The following is a 19,449-nucleotide window of genomic DNA, read 5'->3' as shown; positions in this document are numbered from 1 at the left end:
GCTCGCCACGAGCCAGCATCAGTACGTCGATACGGGAGTCGCCCGATGCGTTTCAACCCACCGCCCACCTGGCCGCCTCCGCCGCCTGGCTGGGCGCCGGATGCCAACTGGGCGCCTGATCCGACCTGGCCGCCCCCACCTCCCGGCTGGCAACTGTGGGTCCAGGACGAACCTGGCATGCCCCCCGGCGGGGTCCCGCCCTACGGTGCGCCGTGGCCGATGCCGGGTCCGCCCGAGCCCAAGTCGCGCAGATTGCTGTGGCTGTCGCTGGGCGGGGTGGCGGTCGTGGTGATCGCCGGACTGGTACTGGTGCTCGGCGGCCGGTTCGCGGCCGAGGAGAAGCCATCGCGCAAGCCCGACATCACGAATCTGTCGTCGGAGATGCTGGTCGAGCGCTCCGCCTTCCCGGACCCGTCCGGCGGCAAGTGGATCAGCGGCGTCGACAGTGCCGGCGACACCCCGTCGGATATGCCGAATCTGACCGTCGACCCACCCGAATGTGCCGATTTCTACTCCAGCCCGGCCTCCGCCACCCAGACGGCGACGGCGACCTTGGCCAAGTTTCAGCCCGGCGGCCTGCACACCATGCGGGTGCGGCTGGCACTGACGCCGGACCACCCCAACCTCAAACGGTTCGTGGAGAAGTGCAAAACCTTCACCCAGACCTTCGAGCAGGGCGGGCGTTCGGTGACCACCGATATCCAGCTGGAACCGTTGGAGGCCGACGGGGTGCCGCCGTGGGCGGTCGCGACGGTGATCACGAGCGCCAGCAAGGCCACTGTCCGGCTGCCGATCTCGATCACCGCCTCCACCATCTCCGGCTACTACCGCGGAGTGCTGGTCGTTGCCACCAGCAACGACATCGGACTGCGTCCCGACGCCGACGATTCCGGTGACGCCACCCACGCCGAGGAACTGGTGCGGCTGTTCAACACCCAGATCGAGAAGCTCGAAGCCGCGCCCTAGCCAGCGCGACTCCGTCGAGCTTGCGACATCACGACGGCGGTGGCTGACAGGGCGGCGAGGGAGATCAGTGCCGCCAGCTGGACTCCGGCGGAGTGGCCGGCGTAGCCGTCCACCGACCGCCAGGGGTGCCGGCACAGCATCGCCCCCGCGGCGGTCAGCCCTCCCGCACTCAACCCCAGCCGAACCGCATCGAAGGCCCGTTGCCGATGCCGCAGCGCCCACAGCAGGACCATCGCCGCGCCGAACACCGCCGCTCCGGCGGGCCCGGCGATCAAGAAACCGGCCGTCAGCGCTGTCCCCGCCACCACGCGGCGGCCCGGCTGCCACGGCAGCGCCGGGGGACCGGGATCGCGAGCCCGCCGCGCCGGCCACCAGGCCAGCAAGGCCAGCAGCGGCAGCAGCGCCAGTCCGCCGGCCATCCCGAGCCGGTAGAGCCGATTGGGCCCGAAGGTCACGGTGATCGCGCCGTCGGTGCCGGCGGGCAGCACGAAACCCTGCTGCCATCCGTTGACCGCCACCGGCGCCAGCGGGGTGCCGTCCGAACGGCGAGCCACCCACCCGCTGTTGATGCTCTCCGGAACCACCAGCACCCGCCCGGCCGCCGCACCGGGCACCGTCACCTCGCGCCGGCCCGCGCCCCACGAACCCAAGACCGCCGGTGTCGTCTCCGTGGTGCCGACGGTCGCAGACGCACCGGACAACGTGGCGCTGTCGACCACGAACGCCGGCCCCGGGCTGACCACCAACTCCTGGGCGCCCGGCGGCAACGCGATCGGACGTTGGTCGCACGCCTTGGCCGCCACCGGCTGATCGTCGAGCAACGCTCCGACAGTCGTGGTGATCGTGGTGTGCACAAACCGCCCGGCGATCGCGATGATCGGGCCGTGCCCGCAGTCGACGTGCACCGCACGCGCGCGGTTGCGGGCGGGATCGGCGGGGGCGACCGGACGTCCGCCGGCGCCGAGCACGCTGACCTCGGCCAGGCCCGGTGGTTTGAGCTGATCGAAGCCGATTGCGGTGCGGTCGATCACGTCCTCCCAGCCCAGCAGGCTGATCCGCACGGTATCGGTGACGCGCGGCAGCAACTGCACCTGCTGCTCACCGGATTCGGCCACTTGGCGAACCTGCGGCCCCGACCCCAGATCGATCGCGACCAGGGTGGGTCGCGCCGGCAGCGGAGACCGGCTGGCGGTGAACCGCAATCCGGTCACTTGGACCGGCCGCGGCAGGGTGACGGTCAGGGTGGGCGGCGACCGATGCGCGACCACCCGTTGCGACGCCGTCCACGCCGTGCCCGGATCGCCGTCGGCGGCGGCGTAGGCCGATCCGAGCACGTCGAGCACGTCGGCGTCGCCGTGGGCCCGTGCGGCACCCGGTTCGGCGATCAGATCGACCAGGTGCGGGCTCTGCCGTGGTCGCACCCAGATCGTCGGGGTCACCGACATGGCCCGCGGAACGTTCAGGGTGCGGCTGAAGGTGGCGGGCTCCTCGGGCTCCAGCATCATCGACGCCGCGCAGCGCACCGCGCCGTCGACCGGCGCACAGCCGGCCCGGCCCGGCAGTCCCGCCCCCAGGTCCCACTGCGCCACCTGCGCGCCCGCCGGCGGCGCTGGAACCAGCGCGGTGTGCCGCAGGTCGACCGGATGGGCGAAACCCGAGGCGTCGTACTGGGTGACGGCCAAATCGGTGATGCCGAACTGCACACCCGGAGAGCCGTCGTCGGTGCCGGACGCCGTGATGCGCACCCACGGCGTCTCGCCGTAGGGCAGGGCGGCGGTCAGCGGCTCGCCGGCCCGGTCGAAGCGCAACGTGGTGGTGCCGTTGACGGTGGAGATCTGGATGCGCCGCACCTGCGCGCCGACGGCCGTCGCGCTGGGCGTCACGGTGATGATGCCGTTGGTCAGCGGATGGTCGAAGTCCACCTGCAGCCACTGCCCGACCGCCGACTGCAGCGCGCTGGAGACCCAGGCAGTTCCGGAGTCGCCGTCGATGGCGGCCGCAGGGGAGGTCGACGGCGCCACGTCGGGCAGCGTGGTGGCGTCCGAGGACGAACTGGAGGCGGTGAGCCGGCCTCCGAGCCAACCACCGAACACGGTGCTGGCGCCGGGCGTCGGATAGTCCGGGACCCGGCTCAGGGTGTGCCGGGCGTCGCCGGCGGCCCGGATCGTCGAAGAGTGGTCGTCCACCCGGCCGTAGTCGGTCTCGCGGGCCAGCGGGGTGTCGGTGACGGTCACCGCGGGGGTGGGCAGTCCCGCGCGCCGGGCGTCCCCGGTCAGCAGCACCGGGCCCAGCGCGGGCTCGCCGCGCAGCCGGCGGTGCTCGTCGAGGCGCAGCAACACCTCGGGGCCGCCGTCGACGCGCGGCATCGCGTCGAGATCGGCCAGATAGGGCGCGCCCGGGTTTGCGTCGGCCGCGGGATCACCGACCCGGTAGATCTCGATCGCCGGATACGCGGGCCGCAGGCCGCTGTCGGCGACGAAGCCCGGGACCGAGCCCGAGCCGACCGGATCGCCGAACTGGGCAACCCGCCGCAGCCCCGGTGAGCCGTCGACGGCGCGGTGCACCAGCAGTGGCCGCGCCGAGCGGGAGGTGTCGGGATCGAGGTCGTTGCGCACCACCAGGTAGGAGATGCCCTGTCTGATCAGGGTGTCGGCCAGGCCGGCCGATGGCCGGCCGGAGGCGAACAGGCGCTGCACCGAGTCGAGCGCCCGGATGGTCTGCGGCGGTGTCAGCGGGATCGAGTCGCGCACCCCCCACGGGCCGGCCTCGAGGACCTGCAGCGGCTCGTCGTGACTGTTTCCCCAGGTCTGGGTGGCGAACGGCGCCCCCGGTGCCACGAGAACGCGGCCCGGGGTGGGCCCGCCGGCGTTGTGTTCGGAGAGCCACGCCGCGGCGTCCCGCCAATATTGCGGCAGGGCGGTGAAGGTCCCCGGCGGCGTGAGCCGGCCGGTCCAGGCCAGCGAGGTGCTGACCAGCAGGGCCGTCAGGATCACCAGGCCCACCGCGGCTGACTTGTGGTGCTCGGGGTGGGCGAAGGCGCGCCGCCACACCGGCCGGGGGGCGCTGCCCGGCAGCGGGATACGGCCCAGCAGGTGGACGAGCCCCAGGACCAGCGGGATCCGGATCACCGACTCGAGCTTGTGCAGGTTGCGCAGCGGGGCGCCGGCACCGTCGAGGAAGGCCTGCACCGGGTGGGCCAGCGGGGAGCCCAGCCCGCCCGCGTAGCCGATGGCCAGCAGCGTCACGCCGATCAGCAGCATGGTGACCAGCCGTCCGGCCCCCGGTGTGCGCCGGACGAGCAAGCCGGTCAGACCGGCCAGACCGGCGGCGGCCACCAGGCAGGTCCCCAGGATCAGCACCGGGCGGGTGACCAGCGGAGACCCCGCGGTGGCGTTCGGCGCGACGAACGGCGTCCAACTGTGTGTGCCGCGCAGCATCTCGGTCAGCGACGTCCACCGGGTGGTCACCCCGGCCGATTCGATGAAATCCAAGAACGGCGGGCTGACCCGGCCCAGCAGCACCAGGGCCACCACCCACCAGGCCACCGCCAGAGTCAGCGCTAGCAGCCACCAACCGGTGAACCGCCACCAGCGGCGGCTCGGGCGGTGACACAACCACCAGATCAGGGCCGGCAGGCAACCCGCCAGCGTCGCGACGGCATTGACGGCGCCCATCAGCGCCACCGCGACGCCGGCCTGCCCGGCCAGCATCCGCGCCGACCGTTGCGGTGCCTGCCGATCCGGATCGCCGGGCAGGCCCAGCGCCCGGATGACCGGCAGCAGCACCCACGGCGCCAGCGCCATGGGCAGCGTCTCCGACGAGATCGAACCCAAGGTGGTGAGCACCCGTGGTGACAGGGCGAACGCGGCGGCGCCGATCAGCCGTGCCGTGGGGCTGCCGATCCGCAACGCCTCCGCGACGCGCAGCAGGCCCCAGAACGCCACCGTGAGCAGCACGGCCCACCACAGTCGCTGCACCATCCAGCCCGGCAGGCCCAGCAGATCACCGGCCAGGAAAAAGGCGCCGTGCGGAAACAGGTAGCCGTACGCCTGGTTCTGCACCTGGCCGAACGGCAGCTCACTGCTCCACAGGTTGGCGGCCCGTGCCAGGAACCGCAGCGGAGCCAGTGTGAGATCAAGCTTGGTGTCCGGCGAGATCCGCCCGGGCGCCTGCAGCATGCTGCAGGCCAGCGCGACGGCGGCCACCAGCCACAGCCAGCGCCGGGACAGCGGAGTCAGCGCCTGCGACGTTGCCGGCAGTTGGTCGAGCGTTGCCGGCGGGCGCAGGTCAGCCGCGGTTGCCGTATTCAACCCTGTTCAGCACCGAAGACTGCGGGTCCCCTCCGGCGATCTGCGGCTTGGTGTCCTGTTGCACCATGAGCGTGACCCCGAAGACGGCCGCGGCACCGAGTAACACGCCCACGACGATGCTGATGGCGGCCGGTACCACGAACCGAGGCATGGTCAGGCTCCTTCTGCACTCTCGTGACGTGTTCGTCGGGGCACCATCACCCCCGCTGGCCCCCGCCCGCCAAACTAGCATGTGGGCCTTGTGAGGCCGGTTGTTCCGGCCGTGACAGCATGGTGCGATGCCTGGAACGCTGACTCGACAACTGCCCGGCCTGTTGCTGGCCGCCGTAGCGCTGCCGGCACTCGTCACGTCGTGCTCGCACCGCGACGAGACGCCCGCGCCGGCGTCTGAGGCCGCCCCGACGGCCGCCTCCCCGGCAGCGGACCCGGTGTGTGAGCAGCTGTCCGCCCTGTCGGTGCGCGACAAGCTGGCGCAGCTGGTGATGGTGGGGGTTCGCGACGCGGCGGATGCTCGCGCGGTCGTCACCGATCACCACGTCGGCGGCATCTTCATCGGCAGCTGGACCGAGTTGTCCATGCTCACCGATGGTTCTCTGAAGGAGATCAAGGAGAGCCAGGCCCCCACCGGCCCGCTGCCGCTGGCGGTCAGTGTGGACGAGGAGGGCGGCCGGGTGTCGCGGCTGTCGTCGCTGATCGGATCGTCGCCGTCGGCCAAGGAACTCGCGCAGACCAGCACCCCCGAGCAGGTCCGTGAGCTGGCGGCGCAGCGCGGCCGCCAGATGGCCGAGCTGGGCATCACCGTCGACTTCGCGCCGGTGGTCGACGTCGTGGACGACGACACCGACGACGACACCGTGATCGGTGACCGGTCCTTCGGGGCGGACCCGGCCAAGGTCACCGAGTACGCCGGCGCATACGCCCAGGGATTGCGGGACGCCGGGCTGCTGCCGGTGCTCAAACACTTCCCCGGCCACGGCCACGGCTCCGGCGACTCGCACACCGCCGGCGTGGTGATCACGCCGGACCTGCCGCAGTTGCGGGAAAACGACCTGATTCCCTACCGCACGCTGGTCACCCAGGCCCCGGTAGCGGTCATGATGGGCCACCTGGAGGTGCCCGGGCTCACCGAGGACCCGGCCAGCCTGAGCCCGGCGGCCGTCGAGCTGCTGCGCACCGGCACCGGTTATCACGCGCCGGCGTTCGACGGTCCGGTGTTCAGCGACGATCTGTCGTCGATGGCGGCGATCACCGAGCACTACGGGGTCGCCGAGGCGGTGCTGCGCAGCCTTGCGGCCGGTGTCGACGTGGCGCTGTGGGTCACCACCGACGAGGTGCCGGCGGTGCTCGACCGGTTGGAGCAGGCGGTGTCGGCCGGTGAGCTCAAGCAGGAGGCCATCGACGCCTCGCTGGCCCGGGTGGCCGCGGTCAAGCGGCCAGGTACGCACTGCCACGGGTGATCCCGGCAGCAGGAGCCCAAGTTACTCTTCGGTAAGATCGCGCCGGAGGGGGAACGCGGAAGGACCTCGAGGCGATGGCAGCTGGTAGCAAACGGTTACCGCGGGCCGTGCGCGAACAGCAGATGCTCGACGCCGCGGTCCAGATGTTCTCGATCAACGGCTATCACGAGACCTCGATGGATTCGATCGCCGCGGCCGCCCAGATCTCCAAGCCGATGCTCTACCTGTATTACGGCTCCAAAGAAGAACTGTTCGGGGCCTGCCTGGACCGCGAACTGCGCCGTTTCGTCGAGACGCTGCGTACCGGGATCGATTTTCAGCAGCCGCCGAAAGAGATGCTGAGCAACACGATTCGGGCGTTCCTGCAATATATCGATGCCAACCGGGCGTCATGGATCGTGATGTACACCCAGGCCACCAGTTCGCAGGCCTTCGCCCACACCGTTCGCGAGGGCCGCGAGCGCATCATCGAACTGGTCGGCCGGTTGCTGCGCGCCGGCACCCGCAAACCCGAACCGGGCGTCGACTTCGAACTCATGGCGGTCGCGCTGGTGGGTGCCGGCGAGGCCATCGCCAGCCGCGTCAGCACCGGCGACACCGGCGTGGACGAAGCCGGCGAACTGATGATCGACCTGTTCTGGCGCGGCCTCAAAGAAGCCCCCGGCGGCCGCGACGGCGCCGACGCCGTCGCCGCCGGCTGAGCCGGGGTTGCGCCGCTACAGCGCCCGCACCGCCCCGGTCAGATACGGGTAGCCCTTGGCGATGTTGCGCAGTGCCAGATCCCAGCCGCCGTCGACCTTGTCGACGTAAAGGCCCGGGCTGGCCGGTAGCAGCATCGGCTTGCCGAACCGCACCGAGTAGTCGACCGCATCGGGAAGCACGCCTTCGATGTTGGCCAGCACCGTGGCCGCCGAGAACATCCCGTGCGCGATAGCGGTCGGAAACCCGAACAACTTGGCGCCGATCGAGCTGGTGTGGATCGGGTTGTGGTCTCCGCTCACCGATGCGTAACGCCGAATCTGCCCCGGGGTGACCCGCAGCACCGCGTTGGGCGGGCCCAGTTTGGGCGGCTTGGCCGGTTCGGGCTTGGGCTCATCGGACAGGTTGGTGCGCTGCTGATGCAAAAACGTCGTCACCTGATTCCAGGCCGTTTCGTTGCCGATATTGATGTCGGTGAGGATGTCGACCAACAAACCCTTACGGTGCTCCCGCAGGTTCGCCGCCCGAACGGTCACCCCGACCGTGTCGGTGACCGCGATCGGGCGGTGGCGCGTGATGCGGTTCTCGGTGTGCACCGAGCCCATCGCCGCGAAGGGGAAGTCGAAGCCGGTCGCCAGCGCCATCACCATCGGAAATGTCAGCGCGAAGGGATAAGTCAGCGGGACCTGGTCGGCGAACCGTAATCCGGTGACGGCCGCGTAGGCGGCCACGTTTTCGGGATCGATGGTCAGCTCGTCGACCCGCAGTGTCCGGTTCGGCAGGGTCTGACTGCGCGGGACGAAGGGCAGTGCCCCGGCGACCGCGCGCACCATGTTTCTCAACCCGCTCGGCTGCGTCACATCACTCACAGGTGCCCTTCCTTCTCATCACGGGTGTCCCCACCGCAGCGCGGCCGGGGCTCCCACGGCATCGTTGTCGGGGTGGGGGTCAGGCGCCCAGCATGGCTTGGCCGCAGACCCGGATGGTGTTGCCGGTCACCGCATTGGAGGCCGGGCTGGCGAAGTAGCCGATCAACTCGGCGACATCGACGGGCTGGCCGCCCTGGAACAGCGAGTTCAGCCGGCGGCCGACCTCGCGGGTGGCCAGCGGGATCGCCGCCGTCATCTCCGTTTCGATGAAGCCCGGGGCCACCGCGTTGATCGTGATGCCCTTCTCCGCCAGGGACGGAGCCAACGCCTCGGTCAGGCCGATCATCCCGGCCTTGGTGGTCGCGTAGTTCGTCTGACCCCGGTTGCCCGCGATTCCGGCCATCGATGACAGACCGATCACCCGGCCGCCCGCACCGATGCTGCCGTTGGCGACCAGCCCCTCGGTAAGGCGTTGCGGGGCAAGCAGGTTGACCGCCAGGACAGCGTTCCAGCGGCTGTCGTCCATGTTGGCCAGCAACTTGTCGCGGGTGATGCCGGCGTTGTTGACCAGTACGTCGGCCTTGCCGTCGTGGTGCTGCTTGAGGTGGGCGGTGATCTGCTCCACGGCGTCGTCGGCGGTGACGTCCAGCGTCAGCGCGGTGCCGCCCACCCGCGCGGCGGTCGCGTTGAGTGCCTCGGCGGCGGCCGGAACGTCGATGGCGACCACCGTGGCGCCGTCCCGGGCGAACACCTCGGCGATGGTGGCACCGATACCGCGCGCCGCGCCGGTGATGATCGCCACCTTGCCCTCCAGCGGCTTGTCCCAGTCGGCGGGGGCTGTCGCGTCGTCGGCGCCCACGTAGAACACCTGGCCGTCGACGTATGCCGAGCGGGCCGAGAGAATGAATCGCAGCGTCGATTCCAGACCGGTGGCGCCGGGCTTGGCGTCCGGCGACAGATACACCAGCTGCACCGTGGCGCCGCGCTGCAGTTCCTTGCCCAGTGAGCGGGTGAAGCCTTCCAGTGCCCGCTGGGCGATCCGCTCGTCGACGCTGCCGGCCGCCTCCGGGGTGGTGCCGACGACCACCAGCCGGCCGCAGCGGCCGACGTTGCGCAGCAGGGGGGTGAAGAACTCGTGGAGTGCGGTCAGCCCGGCGGGCGTGGTGATGCCGGTCGCATCGAAGACCAGCCCGCCGAAGGAGTCGGCCCACCGGCCGCCGAGGTTGTCGCCGACAAGCTGGTAGTCGTCGGCCAGCGCGGCCCGCAGCGGCTCGGCCACCCGGCCCGCGCCGCCGATCAGCAGCGGTCCGGCCAGTGGGGGTTCGCCGACCCGGTAACGGCGCAGGCTCTCGGCCTGCGGTACGCCGAGCTGCTTGGACAGGAACGATCCGGGGGCGGAGTTGAGGATCTGGGACAACAGGTCCGACGAGAGCTTCGGGGCCACTGAGCTGCCTTCCGTGTGAGGACGTGCCTGGTGCGCGGTGTCGACAACGAACTTACTCCAGAGTAAGAATACTGGGTAGTATCAGTCCGACCGTCCCCGGCAACGCGGGGGGACCCAGCATCACATCGGAGAGACCGTGTCATCTGCATCTGCTGCTCAACCCGCCGGTACGCGCCGTCGCGTCGCTGTTCTCGGCGGCAATCGCATTCCCTTCGCGCGTTCGGACGGCGCCTACGCCAACGCGTCCAACCAGGACATGTTCACCGCCGCGCTGGGCGGTCTGATCGACCGTTTCGGCCTGTCCGGCGAGAAGCTGGACGCGGTGGTCGGCGGGGCGGTGCTCAAGCACAGCCGTGACTTCAACCTGATTCGCGAGTGCGTCCTGGGTTCGGCGCTGTCGCCCTACACCCCGGCGTTCGACCTGCAGCAGGCCTGCGGCACCGGGCTGCAGGCAGCGATCTGCGCCGCAGACGGGATCGCTGCCGGCCGCTACGAGGTCGCCGCCGCCGGGGGAGTGGACACCACCTCCGATGCGCCGCTGGCGATCGGCAACGAACTGCGCCGCACGCTGCTCGCGCTGCGCCGGGCCAAGTCCACCACGCAGCGGTTGAAGCTGGTGGGCAAGCTGCCCGCGGCGCTGGGTGTCGAGATCCCGGCCAACAAGGAGGCCCGCACCGGTCTGTCGATGGGCGAGCACCAGGCCATCACCACCAAGGCGATGGGCATCAAGCGGATCGACCAGGACGAGCTTGCCGCGGCCAGTCACCGCAACATGGCGGCCGCCTACGATCGCGGCTTCTTCGACGACCTCATCACGCCCTTCCAGGGCCTCTACCGCGACGACAACCTGCGGCCGCAATCCAGCCCGGAGAAGCTCGCCACGCTCAAGCCGGTGTTCGGCACGAAGGCCGGCGACGCCACCATGACGGCGGGCAACTCCACTCCGCTCACCGATGGAGCCTCGGTGGCGCTGTTTGCCAGCGAGGAGTGGGCCGCGGCGCGCGGCCTGACTCCGCTGGCCTACTTCGTGGACGCCGAGACGGCGGCGGTCGACTACGTCAACGGCGCCGACGGCCTGCTGATGGCCCCGACCTACGCGGTGCCGCGTCTGCTGGCGCGTAACGGGCTGACCCTGCAGGACTTCGACTTCTACGAGATCCACGAGGCGTTCGCGGCCACGGTCCTGTGCCATCTGGCGGCCTGGGAGTCGCCCGAGTACTGCAAGCAGCGGCTGGGGCTGGATGCGGCGCTGGGGTCCATCGATCGGTCGAAGCTCAACGTCAACGGGTCGTCGTTGGCGTCCGGACACCCGTTCGCCGCCACCGGCGGTCGAATCGTGGCGCAGGCGGCAAAGCAGATCGCCGAGGCGAAGGCGGCCAAGAAGGGCGCCGCCAAGAACCAGCCGGTGCGTGCGCTGATCTCGATCTGTGCCGCCGGAGGCCAGGGCGTGGCCGCCATCCTCGAGGGTTAGACGACCGGCGCCGCGACGCGACGTTTGAGTTGCGGCATCGCCGGGTAGACCAGGCACGGGCCGTTCCGCCGCGCTCACCGGTGTGGTGACCGCCGCCGAGCCGCCTGCTCCGGTCCGCCGTTGAACTGAGGGGATTCAACGGCGGACCGTTTGGGCACTACGGGCGCGCACCGCACCGAGTGCCTGATCCCACAACAGCAGCGCGCTGGCTTTCAGCCGGGCCGGCTTCGCCAGCTCCCGCGCCATCAGCGCGGTGGCCGCCGTCTTGGTCGGCACCGAGGCCTTGGAGGTGTGGCCGGAGTCGAACGGCGGCTGCGGGTCGTATTCGATGGACAGCTGAATGGCCTTGGCGCGACCTTCCCCGCCGATCTGGCCGGCCAGCCACAGGCCGAGGTCGATACCCGCCGACACACCCGCGCAGGTCACGATGTCGCCGTCGTGAACGATGCGCTCGTCACCGATCGCGGTGGCGCCGAAGGCTTTCAGGGCGGGCAGTGCCATCCAGTGCGAGGTGGCCCGCTTGCCTGCCAGCAACCCGGCTGCGCCCAGCACGATCGAACCCGAACACACCGAAGTCGTCCAGGTTGCCGAGCGGTGAGCGGTGCGGACCCATTCCAGCAGCTTTTCGTCGCGGGCGTGTTCCATGGTCGTCATCCCGCCGGGGATCAGGATCAGGTCGGGGGAAGGGGTCTCGTCGAAGGAATGGGTCGCGCCGACCACCAGGACGCCAGAGTCCGCGGCAACCGGACCCGGTGTGTGCCAGACGAAGCGCACCTGCGCGTCCGGGAGCCAGCGCAGCACCTCATAGGGACCGATGAAGTCCAGGGCGGTGAAGCCGGGGTAGAGCACGACGGCGATCTGCATGGTTGTTCCTTTCAGGCGAACGTCTTGCGGTAGTGATCGGGGGAGACGCCGAGTCGGCGCAAAAATGTGCGCCGCAGCGTCTCTGCGGTGCCGAACCCGCAGCGGCCGGCGATCGCGACGACGGTGTCGTCGGTCTCCTCGAGTTGCCGGCGCGCGGCCTCGGTGCGTACGCGCTCGACGTAGGCGGCCGGCGTCATGCCCACCTCGCCGGTGAAGACCCGGGTGAAGTGCCGGGGACTCATCGCGGCGCGGGCGGCCAGCTCGGTGAGCCGGTGCGGCCCACCCGGTTCGGAGTCGATCAGTTCCTGCACCTCGCGGATGGGCGCCCGGCGGGCCCGCGGGAGCCACCCGGGCGCCGCGAACTGGGACTGACCGCCGGGGCGGCGCAGATACAGCACCAGCCAGCGGGCTGCGGTCTGTGCCACCTCGGTGCCCAGGTCCTCTTCGACCAGCGTCAGGGACAGATCGATGCCGGCGGTGACCCCGGCCGCGGTCCAGACCGTGTCCGAACTGCGCAGGAAGATCGGCTCCGGGTCGACGGTGACGGCCGGGAACTGCCGCGCCAGGGCCTCGGCGAACGCCCAATGCGTGGTGGCCCGGCACCCGTCGAGCAGGCCCGCCTGGGCGGCCAGGAATGCACCGGTGCACACGCTGACCACCCGCCGGGCGTGAACGGAGGCGCGGCGGATCCAGGCGACGGTGGCCGGGTCTGCCTGCGCGGCATGGATGCCGACCCCGCCGGGCAGCAGCAGGGTGTCGATGGAGTCGTCGGGTGCGGGCAGGGGGCTGGGCTGCAGCGTGAGTCCGCTGCTGGTGGCGATCGGCGCGCCGTCGGCGCTGGCCACCGTGACCTCGTAGCCATCGTGGTCGCCGCCCTGTGCGAGCACCGCCAACGTGGCGGTGGCGAACACTTCGGACGGTCCGACCACGTCCAGCGCCTGGATCCCGGCGTAGCCCAGGATCACGACCTTGCGTGTCATGCGACCAGTCTCCGGCGTACGGGTGGGTGGCGTCTACGCCATACATCCCACAAATCAGGACAACCCGCCGGTACCCCCGACGGCAGCAGGCCCCCAGGGGGTCTCCCCGGGGGCCTGCGCGGCCTGCGGTCAGCGCTTAGAACGCTGCTTCGTCGAGCTCCATGATGTCGTTGTCGATGGCCTCGATCACCGAGCGAGTGCTGGTCAGCAACGGCAGGAAGTTCTTGGTGAAGAACGACGCCACCGCGATCTTGCCCTCGTAGAAGGACCGGTCGGCCCCCTGCGCGCCGGCGTCGAGCTTGGCCACTGCCACGGCGGCCTGGCGGGTCAGCAACCAGCCGATCATCAGGTCGCCGACGCTCATCAGGAAGCGCACCGACCCGAGGCCGACCTTGTAGATGCTGGAGGCATCTTCCTGCGCGGCCATCAGGTAGCCGGTCAGCGCCGCCGCCATGCCCTGCACGTCGGCCAGGGCGGTGGCCAGCAGCTCCCGCTCAGCCTTCAACCGGCCGTTGCCGGTCTCGTTCTTGATGAACGTCTCGATCTCGCCGGCCACGTGGCCCAGGGCAACGCCCTTGTCCCGGATGATCTTGCGGAAGAAGAAGTCCTGGGCCTGAATTGCCGTGGTGCCCTCGTAGAGGGAGTCGATCTTGGCGTCCCGGATGTACTGCTCGATCGGGTAGTCCTGGAGGAAGCCCGAGCCACCCAGGGTCTGCAGGCTCTCGGTGAGCTTGGCGTAGGCCTGCTCGGAGCCGACACCCTTGACGATCGGCAGCATCAGGTCGTTGATCCGGACCGCGAGGTCGGCGTCCACCCCGTGCAGCGCCTTGGCCACCGGGGCGTCCTGGAAGGTCGCGGTGTACATGTACAGCGCCCGCAGACCCTCGGCGTAGGCCTTCTGGGTCATCAGGGACCGACGGACGTCCGGGTGGTGGGTGATGGTCACCCGCGGAGCGGTCTTGTCGGTCATCTGGGTCAGGTCGGCGCCCTGCACACGCTCCTTGGCGTACTCCAGCGCGTTGAGGTAGCCGGTGGACAGTGTGGCGATGGCCTTGGTGCCCACCATCATGCGGGCCTGCTCGATGACCTCGAACATCTGCGCAATGCCGTTGTGCACCTCACCGACCAGCCAGCCCTTGGCCGGCACCCCGTGCTGACCGAAGGTCAACTCGCAGGTGGCCGAGACCTTCAGGCCCATCTTGTGCTCGACGTTGGTGACGAACGCCCCGTTGCGCTCACCGAGTTCGCCGGTTTCGAAGTCGAACAAGAACTTCGGCACGAAGAACAGCGACAGGCCCTTGGTGCCGGGCTTGGCACCCTCGGGGCGGGCCAGCACCAGGTGGAAGATGTTCTCGAACAGGTCGTCGGAGTCAGCCGAGGTGATGAATCGCTTCACGCCCTCGATGTGCCAGGAACCGTCGGGCTGCTGCACGGCCTTGGTGCGGCCGGCGCCCACGTCCGAGCCGGCGTCCGGCTCGGTGAGCACCATGGTCGAACCCCAGCCGCGTTCGGCGGCGAGGACGGCCCACTTCTTCTGCTCCTCGGTGGCGATGTTGTAGAAGATGTTGGCGAAGCCGGCGCCGCCGCCGTACATCCACACCGCCGGGTTGGCGCCCAGGATGTGCTCCTGCAGGGCCCACATCAGCGCTTTGGGCATCGGGATGCCGCCAAGCTCTTCGATGACCCCGACCCGGTCCCAGCCGCCTTCCAGGTTGGCGCGCACCGACTTCTTGAACGATTCGGGCAAGGTGACCGAGTGGGTCTCCGGGTTGAACACCGGGGGGTTGCGGTCGCCCTCGACGAACGATGCGGCAATCGGCCCCTCGGCCAGGCGAACCATCTCGCCGAGCATCTCCTGAGCGGTGTCGATGTCCAGGTCGGCGTAGTCGCCCTCGCCGAAGACCTGGTCCAGGCCGAACACCTCGAAGAGGTTGAAGACCTGGTCACGGACATTGCTCTTGTAGTGGCTCACTCTTCCTCCTCATGGAATGCCACCTGTGGTTGGGTACTCAGGCTTAAGTTACCCACCAGTAACGTAACCTGAAATATACTCGCCGGTAGCCATAGTGCAAGCTGATGTGAGCTACGTCCTTTTTCCGGGTAACCAACCGGTTGGTCTCTTTGCCGGGCAGGGGCCGCAGACGGCCGATCAGCCGAGGCCAGCGGCCGGCGGGTAGGGTTCTCAGCGACCAGATCACACCAGACGAAGCGAATGGTTTTCCGGTGAATTCTCACGTGAGCTCCGCGAGCAGACTGACCCCGCTGACACCGGCGTCGTTGCGGGAGGCCTTCGGGCATTTCCCCACCGGAGTGGTGGCGGTGGCCGCCGAGGTCGACGGCGTTCGGGTCGGCCTGGCCGCCAGTACTTTCGTGCCGGTCTCCCTGGAGCCGCCCCTGGTGTCCTTCTGTGTGCAGAACACCTCGTCGACCTGGCCGAAACTCAAGGACGCTCCCCGGTTGGGGATCAGTGTGCTCGGTGAGGCGCACGACGTGGCGGCGCGGACCCTGGCGGCCAAGACGGGCGACCGGTTCGCCGGGCTGGAGACGGTGACCAGCGAAGGGGCGGTGTTCATCAAGGGCACCGGCGTCTGGCTGGGCAGCGCGATCGAGCAGCTGGTTCCGGCAGGGGATCACACCATCGTGGTGCTGCGGGTCTGCGAACTGACCGTAGACCCCGAGATCGCGCCGATCGTGTTTCACCGCAGCGGTTTCCGCCGGCTCGGTAGCTGAGGCCGCGCCGCCGCCCCCGCGCCGGGGGTGCGACAACCGCCGCCGGTGTGCTGCTATGGGCTGATGGCGCCACTCACCAGCGACCCCCTACAGCTGCGAATCACCGCCGAGACGCTGGTGGCCGAGGCGGCGGCCTTCGTCCGGCGCCGACGCGCCGAGGTGTTCGGTGCGCACGGAGCCGACCCCGCCGCCGGGATCGTCCAGACGAAAAGCAGCCCGACCGATCCGGTGACCGTGGTCGATACCGAGACCGAAAGCCTGATCCGTGACCGACTGACCCGCTTGCGGCCCGGAGATCCGGTGCTCGGCGAGGAGGGCGGAGGTCCGGGTCGCCACGAACCGGGGGTCGTCACCTGGGTGGTCGACCCGATCGACGGCACCGTGAACTTCATGTACGACATCCCGGCCTACGCGGTTTCGGTGGCCGCACAGATCGGCGGGGTCTCGGTGGCCGGCGCGGTTGCCGACGTGGCCGGCGGCCGGCTCTACTCGGCCGGTGCCGGACTGGGCGCACAGGTCACCGATTCGCAGGGCACAGCCCAGCTGCGTTGCACCGATGTCAGCGAGCTGTCGCTGGCGCTGCTGGGCACCGGCTTCGGCTATTCGCCCCGGCGCCGGGCCGCGCAGGCGGCGTTGCTGGCCCGGTTACTGCCGACGGTGCGCGACGTCCGCCGGATCGGGTCGGCCGCACTGGATCTGTGCATGGTCGCCGCCGGACGGCTGGACGCCTACTACGAGCACGGGATCAAGCCATGGGACTACGCCGCGGGTGCGCTGATCGCGGTCGAGGCGGGCGCACGCGTGGTGCTGCCCGGCCCGGCGATCGACGCAGGGGACCTGATCGTCGCGGCAGCGCCGGGTGTGGCCGACGCGCTCATCGCGTCGCTCCGGGATGCGGGCGGCTGGGAGCCGATTCCCGAGTAATCGGTGCGCAGTCGCCCACGCGTCAGTCGGACTTGCGGCGGAAGATCTTTCGGCCGAGCCAGACCACCGGGTCGTAGCGGTCGCCCGCCACCCGTTCCTTCATCGGGATGATGGCGTTGTCGGTGATCGTGATGTGCTCCGGGCAGACCTCGGTGCAGCACTTGGTGATGTTGCACAGCCCCAGACCGGCCTCGTCCTGGGCGAAGTCACGCCGGTCGGCGGCGTCCAGCGGGTGCATGTCCAACTCGGCGAGCCGGATGAACATCCGCGGCCCGGAGAAGCGCTCCTTGTTCTCCTCGTGGTCCCGGATGACGTGGCAGACGTTCTGGCACAGGAAGCATTCGATGCACTTGCGGAACTCCTGGGAGCGCTCCACATCCATCTGCTGCATCCGGTACTCGCCGGGCTTGAGGTCCGCGGGCGGCTTGAAAGCCGGCATCTCGCGGGCCTTCTGGTAGTTGAAAGAGACGTCGGTAACCAGGTCGCGGATCACCGGGAAGGTCCGCACCGGGGTCACCGTGATCGTCTCAGCCGGGTCGAACACCGACATCCGCGTCATGCACAGCAGCCGCGGCAGGCCATTGATCTCCGCCGAACACGATCCGCATTTGCCGGCCTTGCAGTTCCAGCGGACCGCCAGGTCCGGGGCCTGGGTCGCCTGCAGGCGGTGGATGACGTCGAGTACGACCTCGCCCTCGTTGACCTCGACCTCGAAGTCGTGCAGACCGCCGCCGTCGAGGTCACCGCGCCAGACTCGCAACTGGGCGTTGTATGTCATTACGCTCTCCGTCCCGGATGTTGCGCCAGCTCTTGGTCGGTGTAGTACTTCTCCAACTCGGAGATCTCGAACAGCTCGAGCAAGTCCTCGCGCATCCCGACCTGGGGTTCCGGAGTGATCGTGATGTCGGGGACCGCGCTGTCGTCCGAGACCCGGCAGACCAGCAGGGTCTTACGCCAGTCCGGGTCCATCCCCGGGTGGTCGTCGCGGGTGTGCCCACCCCGGCTCTCGGTGCGCTGCAGCGCGGCCTTGGCCACGCATTCGCTGACCAGCAGCATGTTGCGCAGGTCGATGGCCAGGTGCCAGCCCGGGTTGTAGTGCCGCCCGCCCTCGACGGTGACAGCGGCGAACCGGGCCTTGAACTGCTCAAGGCGCACCAGGGCCTGCTCCAGCTCGCCGGCATTACGGATGATGCCGACCAGGTCGTTCATCGCCTGCTGCAGCTCGGACTGCAGCGTGTACGGATTCTCGCCAGTGCCGCCGCCGGAGGGTCCGTCGAACGGCGCGAGCGCCAGCTGGGCTGCGGCGTTCAGCGTCGCCGGTGTCACCGTCGGCCTGGTCTCCAGGCTCCGCACGTATTCGGCGGCGCCCAGACCGGCGCGGCGGCCGAAAACCAGCAGGTCCGACAGGGAGTTGCCGCCCAGCCGGTTGGAGCCGTGCATCCCACCGGAGCACTCGCCGGCGGCGAACAGGCCGGGAACCACCGACGCAGCGGTGTCGGGGTCGACCTCGATCCCGCCCATCACGTAGTGGCAGGTCGGCCCGACTTCCATTGCGTCCTTGGTGATGTCGACCTCAGCGAGCTGCATGAACTGGTGGTACATCGAGGGCAGCCGGCGCTTGATCTCCTCCGGCGTCAGCCGGGAGGCGATGTCGAGGAACACCCCGCCGTGCGGCGATCCCCGCCCCGCCTTCACCTCGGAGTTGATGGCGCGGGCCACCTCGTCGCGGGGCAGCAGGTCAGGGGTGCGGCGGGCCGAGTCGTTGTCCTTGAGCCACTGGTCGGCCTCTTGCTCGGTCTCGGCGTACTGGCCTTTGAACACCGGCGGGATGTAGTCGAACATGAACCGGGTGCCGTCGGAGTTCTTGAGCACCCCGCCGTCGCCGCGGACACCCTCGGTGACCAGAATTCCCTTCACACTGGGGGGCCATACCATCCCGGTCGGGTGGAACTGGACGAACTCCATGTTGATCAGGGTGGCCCCGGCGCGCAGCGCCAGCGCGTGACCGTCGCCGGTGTACTCCCAGGAGTTGGAGGTCACCTTGAACGACTTTCCGATGCCGCCGGTGGCCAGGACGATCGCCGGCGCTTCGAACAACACGAAGTCGCCGCTTTCGCGCCAGTAGCCGAACGCACCCGCGATGGCACCGGTGGCCTCGTCTTTGACCAGTTCGGTGATGGTGCACTCGTGGAAGATCTTGATCCGCGCCTCGTAATCACCGAACTCGGCGTAGTCGTCCTGTTGCAGCGACACCACTTTCTGCTGCATGGTGCGGATCAACTCCAAGCCGGTGCGGTCACCGACGTGGGCCAGACGCGGGTAGGTGTGGCCGCCGAAGTTGCGCTGGTTGATCTTTCCGTCGGGCGTCCGGTCGAACAGCGCCCCGTAGGTCTCCAGCTCCCACACCCGCTCCGGGGCTTCCCGGGCGTGCAACTCCGCCATGCGCCAGTTGTTCAGGAACTTTCCGCCACGCATGGTGTCGCGGAAGTGCACCTGCCAGTTGTCCTTGGAGTTGACATTGCCCATCGATGCCGCGCAGCCGCCTTCGGCCATCACGGTGTGTGCCTTGCCGAACAGTGACTTACACACCACCGCAACGCTCAGGCCCTGCTCGCGCGCTTCGATTACCGCACGCAGCCCAGCGCCGCCGGCACCGATCACGACCACGTCGTAGGAGTGCCGTTCGACTTCAACCATGAATCCTCACTCGTCTATGAGTTGACACTTCGAAAATG

Annotated in this window: 15 protein-coding genes; 6 read left to right on the top strand and 9 right to left on the bottom strand. The window is 69.5% G+C overall.

Features of this window, described 5'->3' with window-relative positions:
* The first annotated feature begins 219 nt into the window (after positions 1 to 219).
* Positions 220 to 966 (top strand): hypothetical protein, encoded by a 747-nt coding sequence (locus AWC02_RS00320; protein WP_237160256.1) that lies wholly within the window; start codon positions 220 to 222, stop codon positions 964 to 966.
* Here AWC02_RS00320 and AWC02_RS00315 read toward each other — a convergent pair.
* Positions 963 to 5,204: an alpha-(1->3)-arabinofuranosyltransferase gene (locus tag AWC02_RS00315; protein WP_109560799.1), complete on the bottom strand. Its 4,242-nt coding sequence runs from the start codon at positions 5,202 to 5,204 to the stop codon at positions 963 to 965. The two genes, AWC02_RS00320 and AWC02_RS00315, sit on opposite strands and share 4 nt — an antisense overlap.
* 49 nt (positions 5,205 to 5,253) lie before the next feature.
* Positions 5,254 to 5,427 (bottom strand): DUF2613 domain-containing protein, encoded by a 174-nt coding sequence (locus AWC02_RS00310; RefSeq protein WP_013827163.1) that lies wholly within the window; start codon positions 5,425 to 5,427, stop codon positions 5,254 to 5,256.
* A 127-nt stretch (positions 5,428 to 5,554) separates the two neighbouring features.
* On the opposite strand from AWC02_RS00310, the gene AWC02_RS00305 reads away from it, so the two are divergent.
* Both AWC02_RS00305 and AWC02_RS00300 read left to right on the top strand, forming a co-directional pair.
* Positions 5,555 to 6,733, top strand: a complete 1,179-nt coding sequence (locus AWC02_RS00305) for a glycoside hydrolase family 3 N-terminal domain-containing protein (RefSeq protein ID WP_085126163.1) — start codon at positions 5,555 to 5,557, stop codon at positions 6,731 to 6,733.
* A 74-nt stretch (positions 6,734 to 6,807) separates the two neighbouring features.
* Positions 6,808 to 7,434 (top strand): TetR/AcrR family transcriptional regulator, encoded by a 627-nt coding sequence (locus AWC02_RS00300; RefSeq protein ID WP_046321346.1) that lies wholly within the window; start codon positions 6,808 to 6,810, stop codon positions 7,432 to 7,434.
* A gap of 15 nt (positions 7,435 to 7,449) precedes the next feature.
* On the opposite strand, the gene AWC02_RS00295 is transcribed toward AWC02_RS00300, so the two are convergent.
* On the bottom strand, positions 7,450 to 8,292 hold the full coding sequence (locus AWC02_RS00295; protein WP_085126161.1) for a MaoC/PaaZ C-terminal domain-containing protein: 843 nt from the start codon (positions 8,290 to 8,292) through the stop codon (positions 7,450 to 7,452).
* A gap of 88 nt (positions 8,293 to 8,380) precedes the next feature.
* Entirely contained in the window at positions 8,381 to 9,745 is a 1,365-nt protein-coding gene (locus AWC02_RS00290) for a 3-oxoacyl-ACP reductase (RefSeq protein ID WP_085126159.1), read from the bottom strand.
* A gap of 136 nt (positions 9,746 to 9,881) precedes the next feature.
* Between AWC02_RS00290 and AWC02_RS00285 the strand changes: the two genes are divergently transcribed.
* Entirely contained in the window at positions 9,882 to 11,216 is a 1,335-nt protein-coding gene (locus tag AWC02_RS00285) for an acetyl-CoA C-acetyltransferase (RefSeq protein WP_085126157.1), read from the top strand.
* Positions 11,217 to 11,351: 135 nt separating this feature from the next.
* Here AWC02_RS00285 and AWC02_RS00280 read toward each other — a convergent pair whose 3' ends face one another.
* From AWC02_RS00280 to AWC02_RS00270, 3 genes are all read right to left on the bottom strand, one after another.
* A complete protein-coding gene (locus AWC02_RS00280) occupies positions 11,352 to 12,080 on the bottom strand; it encodes a DJ-1/PfpI family protein (RefSeq protein WP_085126155.1) in 729 nt (242 codons plus the stop codon).
* 11 nt (positions 12,081 to 12,091) lie between these two features.
* Positions 12,092 to 13,060 carry a GlxA family transcriptional regulator gene (locus tag AWC02_RS00275; RefSeq protein WP_085126153.1) on the bottom strand — a complete coding sequence of 323 codons (969 nt, stop codon included), beginning with the start codon at positions 13,058 to 13,060 and terminating at the stop codon, positions 12,092 to 12,094.
* 136 nt (positions 13,061 to 13,196) lie between these two features.
* Complete coding sequence (locus AWC02_RS00270; protein ID WP_085126151.1) at positions 13,197 to 15,032, bottom strand: acyl-CoA dehydrogenase; 1,836 nt, start codon at positions 15,030 to 15,032, stop codon at positions 13,197 to 13,199.
* Positions 15,033 to 15,313: 281 nt separating this feature from the next.
* On the opposite strand from AWC02_RS00270, the gene AWC02_RS00265 reads away from it, so the two are divergent.
* Together AWC02_RS00265 and AWC02_RS00260 are read left to right on the top strand one after the other, a co-directional pair.
* Entirely contained in the window at positions 15,314 to 15,790 is a 477-nt protein-coding gene (locus tag AWC02_RS00265) for a flavin reductase family protein (RefSeq protein WP_046319898.1), read from the top strand.
* Between the two features lie 63 nt (positions 15,791 to 15,853).
* On the top strand, positions 15,854 to 16,714 hold the full coding sequence (locus AWC02_RS00260; protein ID WP_085126149.1) for an inositol monophosphatase family protein: 861 nt from the start codon (positions 15,854 to 15,856) through the stop codon (positions 16,712 to 16,714).
* Positions 16,715 to 16,736: 22 nt separating this feature from the next.
* Here the strand turns inward: AWC02_RS00260 and AWC02_RS00255 are convergent, their stop codons facing one another.
* Both AWC02_RS00255 and AWC02_RS00250 read right to left on the bottom strand, forming a co-directional pair.
* Positions 16,737 to 17,492, bottom strand: a complete 756-nt coding sequence (locus AWC02_RS00255; protein WP_085126147.1) for a succinate dehydrogenase/fumarate reductase iron-sulfur subunit — start codon at positions 17,490 to 17,492, stop codon at positions 16,737 to 16,739.
* Positions 17,492 to 19,411: a fumarate reductase/succinate dehydrogenase flavoprotein subunit gene (locus tag AWC02_RS00250; protein WP_085126145.1), complete on the bottom strand. Its 1,920-nt coding sequence runs from the start codon at positions 19,409 to 19,411 to the stop codon at positions 17,492 to 17,494. Before AWC02_RS00250 ends, AWC02_RS00255 begins: the two co-directional genes overlap by 1 nt.
* Positions 19,412 to 19,449 lie beyond the last annotated feature (38 nt).

Source organism: Mycolicibacter engbaekii (assembly GCF_002101585.1).
Classification (GTDB): domain Bacteria; phylum Actinomycetota; class Actinomycetes; order Mycobacteriales; family Mycobacteriaceae; genus Mycobacterium; species Mycobacterium engbaekii.
The sequence above is the reverse complement of the archived record's forward strand: the minus strand, read 5'-3'. Positions and strand labels throughout refer to the sequence as shown.

What these genes read in the sequence shown, in the direction of transcription:
- AWC02_RS00260 (WP_085126149.1), top strand. Translation starts at nt 15,854, where the DNA reads ATGGCGCCACTCACCAGCGACCCCCTACAGCTGCGAATCACCGCCGAG.
- AWC02_RS00300 (WP_046321346.1), top strand. Translation starts at nt 6,808, where the DNA reads ATGGCAGCTGGTAGCAAACGGTTACCGCGGGCCGTGCGCGAACAGCAG.
- AWC02_RS00250 (WP_085126145.1), bottom strand. Translation starts at nt 19,411, where the DNA reads ATGGTTGAAGTCGAACGGCACTCCTACGACGTGGTCGTGATCGGTGCC.
- AWC02_RS00320 (WP_237160256.1), top strand. Translation starts at nt 220, where the DNA reads ATGCCGGGTCCGCCCGAGCCCAAGTCGCGCAGATTGCTGTGGCTGTCG.
- AWC02_RS00280 (WP_085126155.1), bottom strand. Translation starts at nt 12,080, where the DNA reads ATGCAGATCGCCGTCGTGCTCTACCCCGGCTTCACCGCCCTGGACTTC.
- AWC02_RS00255 (WP_085126147.1), bottom strand. Translation starts at nt 17,492, where the DNA reads ATGACATACAACGCCCAGTTGCGAGTCTGGCGCGGTGACCTCGACGGC.
- AWC02_RS00310 (WP_013827163.1), bottom strand. Translation starts at nt 5,427, where the DNA reads ATGCCTCGGTTCGTGGTACCGGCCGCCATCAGCATCGTCGTGGGCGTG.
- AWC02_RS00305 (WP_085126163.1), top strand. Translation starts at nt 5,555, where the DNA reads ATGCCTGGAACGCTGACTCGACAACTGCCCGGCCTGTTGCTGGCCGCC.
- AWC02_RS00275 (WP_085126153.1), bottom strand. Translation starts at nt 13,060, where the DNA reads ATGACACGCAAGGTCGTGATCCTGGGCTACGCCGGGATCCAGGCGCTG.